General features: G+C 69.4%; 9 protein-coding genes and 3 pseudogenes. 10 read left to right on the top strand and 2 right to left on the bottom strand.

Annotated features, from left to right (window positions below; genetic code table 11):
* The 3 genes and pseudogenes from FUT87_RS09925 to FUT87_RS09915 all read left to right on the top strand — a co-directional run.
* A pseudogene (locus FUT87_RS09925) lies at positions 1 to 462 on the top strand (dihydroorotase); the annotation flags it as partial.
* A complete protein-coding gene (locus FUT87_RS09920; protein WP_147240911.1) occupies positions 462 to 1,199 on the top strand; it encodes a 1-acyl-sn-glycerol-3-phosphate acyltransferase in 738 nt (245 codons plus the stop codon). The pseudogene FUT87_RS09925 and the gene FUT87_RS09920, both read left to right, overlap by 1 nt.
* 108 nt (positions 1,200 to 1,307) lie before the next feature.
* Positions 1,308 to 2,180: a ribose-phosphate diphosphokinase gene (locus FUT87_RS09915; protein WP_147240910.1), complete on the top strand. Its 873-nt coding sequence runs from the start codon at positions 1,308 to 1,310 to the stop codon at positions 2,178 to 2,180.
* Between the two features lie 51 nt (positions 2,181 to 2,231).
* Here the strand turns inward: FUT87_RS09915 and gpmA are convergent, their stop codons facing one another.
* Positions 2,232 to 2,975 carry a 2,3-diphosphoglycerate-dependent phosphoglycerate mutase gene (gene gpmA, locus FUT87_RS09910; RefSeq protein ID WP_147240909.1) on the bottom strand — a complete coding sequence of 248 codons (744 nt, stop codon included), beginning with the start codon at positions 2,973 to 2,975 and terminating at the stop codon, positions 2,232 to 2,234.
* A 206-nt stretch (positions 2,976 to 3,181) separates the two neighbouring features.
* Here gpmA and FUT87_RS09905 point away from each other — a divergent pair, with 206 nt between their 5' ends.
* The 7 genes and pseudogenes from FUT87_RS09905 to FUT87_RS31675 all read left to right on the top strand — a co-directional run.
* Positions 3,182 to 4,390 (top strand): porin, encoded by a 1,209-nt coding sequence (locus FUT87_RS09905; protein WP_147240908.1) that lies wholly within the window; start codon positions 3,182 to 3,184, stop codon positions 4,388 to 4,390.
* Positions 4,391 to 4,419: 29 nt separating this feature from the next.
* On the top strand, positions 4,420 to 4,836 hold the full coding sequence (locus FUT87_RS09900; protein WP_091731487.1) for a hypothetical protein: 417 nt from the start codon (positions 4,420 to 4,422) through the stop codon (positions 4,834 to 4,836).
* Positions 4,837 to 5,197: 361 nt separating this feature from the next.
* The gene (locus FUT87_RS31385) at positions 5,198 to 6,457 is read left to right on the top strand and encodes a methyl-accepting chemotaxis protein (protein ID WP_147240907.1); all 1,260 of its coding nucleotides are present in this window, start codon (positions 5,198 to 5,200) and stop codon (positions 6,455 to 6,457) included.
* 72 nt (positions 6,458 to 6,529) lie between these two features.
* The gene (locus FUT87_RS09890; protein WP_091726892.1) at positions 6,530 to 6,949 is read left to right on the top strand and encodes a rhodanese-like domain-containing protein; all 420 of its coding nucleotides are present in this window, start codon (positions 6,530 to 6,532) and stop codon (positions 6,947 to 6,949) included.
* A gap of 72 nt (positions 6,950 to 7,021) precedes the next feature.
* Positions 7,022 to 7,279: a glutaredoxin 3 gene (grxC, locus tag FUT87_RS09885; protein ID WP_091726888.1), complete on the top strand. Its 258-nt coding sequence runs from the start codon at positions 7,022 to 7,024 to the stop codon at positions 7,277 to 7,279.
* 120 nt (positions 7,280 to 7,399) lie between these two features.
* On the top strand, positions 7,400 to 7,870 hold the full coding sequence (gene secB / locus FUT87_RS09880; protein WP_091726883.1) for a protein-export chaperone SecB: 471 nt from the start codon (positions 7,400 to 7,402) through the stop codon (positions 7,868 to 7,870).
* A 95-nt stretch (positions 7,871 to 7,965) separates the two neighbouring features.
* Positions 7,966 to 8,016, top strand: a pseudogene (locus FUT87_RS31675) (hypothetical protein); the annotation flags it as partial.
* Positions 8,017 to 8,024: 8 nt separating this feature from the next.
* On the opposite strand, the pseudogene hemH reads toward FUT87_RS31675, so the two are convergent.
* Positions 8,025 to 8,639 (bottom strand): annotated as a pseudogene (gene hemH / locus FUT87_RS09875) (ferrochelatase); the annotation flags it as partial.

The raw sequence follows: 8,639 nt of genomic DNA, 5'->3' as shown, positions 1-8,639 counted from the left end.
CGCGCCGCGCTGGCCGACGGCACGATCGACGCGCTGGTCAGCGACCACAACCCGGTCGCCGCCGACGAAAAGACCTTGCCCTTCGCCGAGGCCACACCCGGCGCCACCGGCCTGGAACTGCTGCTCAGCCTGGCGCTGCGCTGGGGCCAGGACGAGGGCCTCTCGCTGGCGCGGACGCTCGACACCATCACCGGCCGTCCGGTCAAGGTCCTGGGCGGCGCGCTGGGCTCGCTGGCGGCAAGCGCTGGCCGGCTGGTCGAGGGCGGTGTGGGCGACGTCGTCGTCTTCGACGCCGAGGCCAGCGGCGCGGTCACGCCGGAGCGGCTGGTCAGCCAGGGCAAGCACACCCCGTTCTCCTTCGACATCACCGGCTTCGAGCTGCCGGGCCGCGTGCGCTACACGCTGGTGGCCGGCACGGTCGCCTACGAATCGCTGGTCACCGACGTCGAGCGGACGGCCTGATGCGCGCCCTGGTCGGCGTCTGGCGGGCGCTGCGCATGCTGGCGCACATCGCGCACGGGGTCTTCCTCGTGCAGGTGCGCTGGTCCGGTTTCGACACCCCGACGAAGCAGCGTTATGTCGGCTGGTGGTCGGGAAAATTGCTGCGGGTGCTGGGGGTGCGGCTGGAGTCGCCGGGCCCGCAGGCGCCGGCGCCGCGCCTGATCACCGCGAATCACATCTCGTGGCTGGACATCGCGGCGATGCACGCGGTGATGCCGGAGGCGCGCTTCGTCTCCAAGGCGGACATCGCGACCTGGCCGCTGGTGGGATCGCTCGCGACGGCGGTGGGCACGCTCTACATCGAGCGCGCCAGCAAGCGTGACGCGCTGCGCGTCGTGCACAAGACGGCCGAGGCGCTGGCCGCTGGCGAGACGGTGGCGGTCTTCCCCGAGGGCACGACGGGAGCGGGCTACCCCCTGCTGCCGCTGCACGGCAACCTGTTGCAGGCAGCGATCAGCACGCACACCCCGTTGCAGCCGGTGGTGCTGCGCTGGCACCAGCCGGGCCGGCCCTACAGCGAGGCCGCGCAATACATCGGCCAGATGACCTTGATGGAAAGCCTGTGGCGCATCCTGACCGCCAAGGACCTGGCGGTCGAAGTCCGCTCACTGCCCGCGATGCCGACGGAAGGCCTGGACCGCCGCCACCTCGCTGAAGCTCTGGCCGAGCGACTTTCAAACGCACTCCCCAGGCCCTGAGTCCTGGGTCGATCGGGGACGGCAAGGCGTGGGGGTTTTGGCCTCCAATCGCCCATCAGCGGGAATGCCGCATGCCCTCCGGCCGCGGTTTGATGCGAGGATCCGCCGATGCTGCTGTGCTTCGACGACGAACAGGACCTGGCCACGCGGCTGGCCAGGGAGTTGGGCCGCCCGATGGGGGTCATCACGCGACATCGTTTCCCGGATGGGGAGACGCGGGTGGTGCTGCCCAAGCCGCTGCCGAGCGACATCATCGTGCTGCGCGGGATGCAGCATCAGCCCAACGACCGTCTGGTCGAGCTGCTGATCGCCGCGCCGGCCGCGCGGGGCTGGGGCGTTCGGCATCTGATGCTGGTCGCGCCGTATCTGGCCTACATGCGGCAGGACATGGAGTTCACGCCGGGCGAGGCGGTCAGCCAGCGTCACATCGCGGCGCTGCTGTCGACGCAGTTTGACCGCGTGGTGACTGTCGACCCGCACCTGCACCGGATCGCCAGCCTGGATGAGGTGATGCCACGCGGGCGTGGCGTTGCGCTGTCGGCGGCGGCGCAGCTCGGGCGCTTCATCGCCGTGCAGGTGCCGGGCGCGGTGCTGGTCGGACCGGATGAGGAGTCGGGGCAGTGGGTCGCCGAGGCGGCGCGTGCCGGCAAGCTCGAGCATGCGATCGGCCGCAAGGTGCGCTTCGGCGACACGCAGGTGCAGCTGGCGTTTCCCGAGCTGGATGTGCGTGGGCGCTCGGTCGTGCTGCTGGACGACATGGCCTCGACCGGCCGGACGCTGATCGGCGCGGCGCGTGAGGCGCTCGAGCGCGGCGCGGCCAGCGTGGATGTCGCCGTGACGCATGCGCTGTTCAACGGCGATGCCCTGCCGGCGCTGCGCGCGGCCGGCGTGCGTCACATCTGGAGCAGCAACGCGGTTCCGCACGAGACCAACGCGGTCTGCATCGCGGAGCTGCTCGCGACCGCGCTGCGTCGCAAATAGAGGGCCGCCGGGCGGCTGGCGGCGTCAGGCCCGAAATGTCGGGCTGAGATGTCAGGCCTTGCCCTGATTGGCCACCGCCGCGGCCGCCTTGGCCGCAGCCTCGGCGTCGCCAAGGTAATAGCTCTTGATGGGCTTCAGGTCCTTGTCCAGCTCGTACACCAGCGGGATGCCGTTGGGAATATTCACGCCAACGATGTCTTCGTCGGCGATGCCGTCCAAATACTTCACGAGGGCCCGGATCGAGTTGCCGTGGGCCGCGATCAGCACGCGCTGGCCCGACAGAATCGCGGGTGCGATCTGTTCGTTCCAGTAGGGCAGCACGCGGGCCACGGTGTCCTTGAGGCACTCGGTCAGCGGAATGTCCGACGGTTGCAGGCCGGCATAGCGGATGTCGTCGCGCTCGCTGCGCGGGTCCGACGCTTCCAGCGCCGGCGGCGGGGTGTCATAGCTGCGGCGCCATACGAGCACCTGCTCGTCGCCGTACTGCTTGGCCATGTCCGCCTTGTTCAGCCCCTGAAGGCCGCCGTAATGGCGTTCGTTCAGGCGCCAGCTGTGCCGCACCGGCAGCCACTGGCGGTCCATCTGGTCCAGGCAATGCCACAGGGTCCAGATGGCGCGCTTGAGCACGGAGGTGTGGGCCACGTCGAAGTCGACGCCCGCTTCCTTCAGCAGACGGCCCGCCTGCTTGGCCTGTTCCACCCCGGTGGGCGTCAGATCCACGTCGGTCCAGCCGGTGAAGCGGTTCTCGAGATTCCAGGTCGATTCGCCATGGCGAATCAGCACGAGCTTGTACATGGGTCTTGGGTTTCGTGAGGTTTGGCCGGGTTCCGGCAGGCCCGGCGGATTCTAGAGGCAGCCCTCCAGGCCCCCCGTCTCAAGAAGCCTTCCGGAGCGCCGACAACTGCTTTCGCACCGGGCGAAAGGCGTATCGGACGCCCAAGTTTGGTTCGAAAAAAGAACACGCCCGCGTTGGGCATTCACGCTGTACAGGAGTACTTGCAATGATGGTGGTGAAGAGCTTGCGACTGGCGCCGATGGCGCTGGCGCTGCTGGCGTTTGGCGCGCAGGCGCAGGGCCAGTCGGAATCGATGTTCTCGTTCTCCGGCTTCGGCACGGTCGGCCTGACGGGCACGACCAGGAATGGCGCCGAGTACGTCATCCCGGGCCAGGTCCATGGCGCCGACAAGTCGCTGAGCGGCGAGGTCGATTCGAAGCTGGGCCTGCAGGGCACGGCCAAGTTCAATGCGCAGTTTTCCGCGACCGCGCAGGTGCTGACCAAGCAGACCGGCAAGGGCGACTGGACGCCGCAGGTCGAGTGGGCCTTCGCCAAGTGGCAGGCCACGCCGGGCCTGGCGATCCGCGCCGGCCGCATGGGCGCGCCGTTCTTCGCGGTGTCCGACTTCCGCGACGTCGGTTATGCCAACACCTGGCTGCGTCCGCCGATCGACGTCTACGGCCAGGTGCCGGTGAGCCACTTCGACGGCGTCGACGTCAACTGGAGCACCCAGGTCGCCGGCAAGAGCGTCTCGCTGCAGGTCTTCGGCGGCGAAAGCTCGTCCTACGTGCGCCAGACCAAGCTGGAGCTCAAGAAGATGGTCGGCGTGAACGCCACCGTCGAGCTGGCCGACGGCCTGAACCTGCGCGTGGGCCATGCGCAGGGCAAGCTGACCGCGCACAGCACCACGGTGAGCTCGCTGGTCGGCGCGCTGCGCCAGACGCCGTTCGCCTCGGTCGGCAACGAGATCGACCCGACCGACAAGGATGCGAGCTTCTCCGGCGTGGGCCTGAGCTATGACGAAGGCCAGTGGGTCGTCGCCGCCGAGTACACCAAGCGCCGCAACGATTCCTTCGTGCCGGACACCACCGGCTGGTACACGACGGTCGGCTACCGCGTCGGAAAGTTCACGCCGTACGCGACGCTGTCGCAGCAGAAGACCGACAGCAGCAACGTCAACAACACGATCCCGGGCACGGTGGTCGTGGGTGGCCTGCCGCTGCGCGCCGTCGTCGACGCGGTCACCGCCGCGCAGAGCACGCCGCAGAAGACCATCGCCGTCGGCGTGCGCTGGGATGCCTGGCGCAACGTCGCGGTGAAGGCCCAGTACGACAGCATCAAGACCACCGGCGCCGGCCAGTTCTACAACGTCCAGCCGGGCTTCAACAACGAGCGCGTCGGCGTCTACAGCGTCGCCGTCGACTTCGTGTTCTGAGCGGAGCACAGACCCTCATGCAGTTCAACATGATCAAGCCCCTCATCGGCGCCGCGATGCTGGTCGCCGCCGTGGCCGCACAGGCGCAGGTCGCCGTCGTGGTCAATCCGAAGAGCCCGGTCGCCTCGATGAGCGCCGACCAGGTCGCGAGCATCTTCCTGGGCAAGTCCAACCAGCTGCCCAGCGGCGGCGCCGCCCAGGCGGTGGATTTGCCGGAAAGCGCCGCGGCGCGCGAGCACTTCTATTCGAAGGCCACCGGCAAGTCCTCGGCCCAGGTGAAGGCCGCCTGGTCGCGCCTGGTGTTCTCGGGCAAGGGGACGCCGCCCAAGGAGCTCGGCAGCTCGGCCGATGTGAAGAAGTTCGTCGCGGCCAATGCCGATGCGATCGGCTACATCGAGAAGTCGGCCGTCGACGGCTCGGTGAAGGTGGTGCTGAGCGTCGATTGACGCCGGCGGCGGGCGGCCTCGGCCGCCGCCCGCCTCGCCGTCGTGGGAGGGCGGGGCGCCATCGACCCGGGGAGGTCGTTGGAGACACAGGATGAATTGGAGTCAGGCATGAACTTGAAGACCCGTATCGCGATGCTGCCGGTGCTGGCGGCGATCGTCTTCGCGGTGGGCATCGCGGTGGTGCTGTTCTTTTCGTCGCGGACCTCGGGCGCCATCCACGCGCTGGGCGAGGCCGACTATCCGTATCTGGTGGCCACAACCAGGTGGCGCGCAGCTCGAGGCGCTGGGCGGGACGATCCAGTCCGCGGTCGCCGAGGGCGAGAAGAAGCGCCTGGACGAGGCCGCCGAGCGCGCCACCGCGATGCGCAAGGTGATCGCCTCGATCAAGGCTATCCCGGGGCGCGCCGATGCCGGCGCCCGACTGGAGAGCGGCTTCGAGGCCTACTACGCCGCCTCGGTCGAGACCGCGCAGCTGTTCCTCGGCATCAAGCAGGGCGACCAGGCGGGCGCCATTCCCAAGATGCAGGCCGCGCAGAAGGCGCTGGAGCAGACGCTGGGCGACGCCCGCGCCGATGCCAGGACCACCTTCGACGGGACGCTGGCGCGCGCGGAGCAGGGTGTCGGCTCGGGCCTGTGGGCGACGGTGCTGAGCGGCCTGATCGTGGTCGTCTGCCTGGGCGCGGGATCGTGGCTGCTGATCGCCAGCGTGTGGCGCCAGCTCGGCGGCGAACCCGAATATGCCCGCGACGTCATGCGTCAGATGGCCGGCGGCGACCTGTCGCAAACCATCGTGGTGGCGCCGGGCGCCGAGTCCAGCCTGCTGGCGGCGGTGCGCGACATGTCGCAGGGCCTGTCGGCGATCGTGAGCGACGTGCGCAGCGGCACCGACTCGATGACGGTGGCCTCGCGCGAGATCGCGGCCGGCAACCAGGACCTGTCGGTGCGCACCGAGAAGCAGGCCGGCTCGCTGGAGCAGACGGCCTCCAACATGCAGCAGCTGACCGAGACCGTGCGCCAGAGCGCCGACGCGGCCAGCCAGGCCAACCAGCTCGCGGGCAGCGCCGCCACCGTCGCGAAGAAGGGCGGCGAGGTGGTGGGCCAGGTGGTCTCGACGATGGACGAGATCAGCGCGAGCTCGCGCAAGATCGGCGACATCATCGGCGTCATCGACGGCATCGCCTTCCAGACCAACATCCTGGCGCTGAACGCCGCGGTCGAGGCCGCGCGCGCCGGCGAGCAGGGGCGCGGTTTCGCGGTGGTGGCCGGCGAGGTGCGCTCGCTGGCCCAGCGCAGCGCGGAAGCCGCGCGCGAGATCAAGACCCTGATCGGCGCGAGCGTGGCGCGGGTCGAGTCGGGCTCGCGCCTGGTGCAGGACGCCGGCGCGACGATGGAGGAGATCGTGGCCAGCGTGCAGCGGGTCTCGGACATCATCAGCGAGATCACCGCGGCCTCCGCCGAGCAGAGCCAGGGCATCGGCCATGTCAACGAGTCGGTGGTGCAGCTGGACCAGATGACGCAGCAGAACGCGGCGCTGGTGGAGCAGGCGGCTGCGGCGGCCAACAGCCTGGAACAGCAGGCGCGGGCGCTGCAGTCGGCAGTCTCGACCTTCAAGCTGGCGTGAGCGCCGGGGGCCGTCGCGGCCCCCGGCCTTCCTATAATCCGCAGCTTTTGGATTCAACCCACGGGCCCCGCCTTGAAGTTCCTGATCGAAAACTGGTATCTCGTGCTGGCCGCGCTCACCTCGGGCGGCCTGCTGCTGTGGCCCTCGCTGCGCGGCAAGGCGGGCGGCGTGGCGACCGCCGAGGCGGTGCGCCTGGTCAACCGCGAGAAGGGCGTGCTGATCGATGTCAGCGAGCCCGCCGAGTACGCGGCCGGCCATGCCAACGGCGCTCGCAACGTGCCGCTGTCGACGCTCACTGGCACCGAACTGCCGGCCAAGCAACTGCCCAGCAACAAGGCCCTGCCGGTGGTGCTGATGTGCAAGACCGGCGCACGCGCGCAGCGCGCCGCTGGCATCCTGCAGAAACAGGGCTACGCGAACGCGGTCGCGGTCCAGGGCGGTCTGGCCGCCTGGCGCGAAGCGAGTTTGCCCGTCGAGAAGTCCGCGGCCTGATCGCCCTGGCAGCCGCACCGGCACCCGGTTTGCCGGACCACCGGACGCTCGATTCGACTTTGGAGATTGGCGATGGCCGCCGTGAAGATGTATACGACCCTGGTCTGCCCGTACTGCGTGCGGGCCAAGTCCCTGCTCAAGCAGCGGGGCGTGGATCAGATCGAGGAAGTGCGGGTGGACCTGGATCCGTCGCAGCGCGATTCGATGATCCAGCTGACGGGGCGCCGCACGGTGCCGCAGATCTTCATCGGCGACACCCATGTCGGTGGGTGCGACGACCTGATCGCGCTGGACCAGCGCGGCGGTCTGCAGCCGCTGCTGCAGGCCTGAGGCCCGTCCGGGACGCCGCCTGGCGGCCTCCGGAATTCCCTCACCGGGCGGTCATGAGCGCTCGGTCATAATGCCCGCCACGGCTCGCCGCTGGCGGGCCTTTTCATTTGGATGACCCCCATGGCCGACGACAACAACGCTCCCGTGTTCCAGATCCAGCGCATGTACCTGAAGGACCTGTCGCTGGAGCAGCCCAACGCCCCGGCGATCCTGCTGGAGCAGGCCCAGCCGCAGGTCGACATCAAGCTCTCGCTGGCCGCCGAGCCGGTGGCCGAGGGCCTCTTCGAGGTCAGCGTCACCGCCACCGTCACGACCACGGTGCAGGACAAGACCCTGTTCCTGATCGAGGCCAAGCAGGCCGGCATCTTCGAGATCCGCAACCTGCCGCAGGACCAGCTCGAAGGCATCCTGGCCATCGTCTGCCCGCAGATGATCTACCCCTACCTGCGCGCGATCGTCTCCGACGTCTGCACGCGCGCCGGCTTCCCGCCGGTGATGCTGACGGAAGTGAACTTCCAGGCCATGTTCGAGGCCCAGCAAGCCCAGATGGCCGCCGCCGGCCAGTCCAACGGCGAAGCCATCCCGAACTGATCCCCGGGGCCCATGAGCACGCCGGCCCCGCGGACCTGTCCGCCGGCCGGCGTGTTGCATTGCGGGCGCTTCCTCCTCGTTCTCCCTGACCGACCATGACTGCTCCGCGCATGAAGATCAGCGTGCTCGGCGCCGGTGCCTGGGGCACGGCGCTGGCGATCGCCGCGAGCGCGCGGATGTGGGCCGGGCGATCGTTCAGGCAGGGGATGTAGCTGAAGCGCTGGCCGCCGCTGTGCAGGAAGGCTTCGCGCGCTTCCATGTCGATCTCTTCCAGCGTCTCGATGCAGTCCGCCGAGAAGCCGGGGCAGACCACGTCGACCGACTTCAGCCCGCGCCCGGCCAGCTCTCGCAGCGTGGGCTCGGTGTAAGGCTCCAGCCAGCGCGCCTTGCCGAAGCGACTCTGGAAACTCACCTTGTACTGGGCGTCGGACAGTCCCAGCGCCTCGGCCAGCAGGCGGCCGGTCTTCAGGCACTCGCAGTGGTAGGGGTCGCCCAGCGCCAGCGTGCGCGCGGGCATGCCGTGGAAGCTCATCAGCAGCAGCTCGCCGCGGCCCTCGGCCTTCCAGTGGGCGCGCACGCTGTCGGCCAGCGCGGCGATGTAGCGCGGGTCGTCGTGGTAGCGGTTGACGAAGCGGAACTCCGGCAGGTGGCGATGCGCCAGCGACCAGCGCGCCACGTCGTCGACGACGCTGGCGGTGGTCGCGCCCGAGTACTGCGGATAGGCCGGCAGCACCAGCACCCGCGTGGCGCCCTCGGCGCGCAGCGCGTC

This window comes from Mitsuaria sp. TWR114 (assembly GCF_007997345.1).
This window is presented reverse-complemented; position numbering and strand designations above follow the sequence as displayed.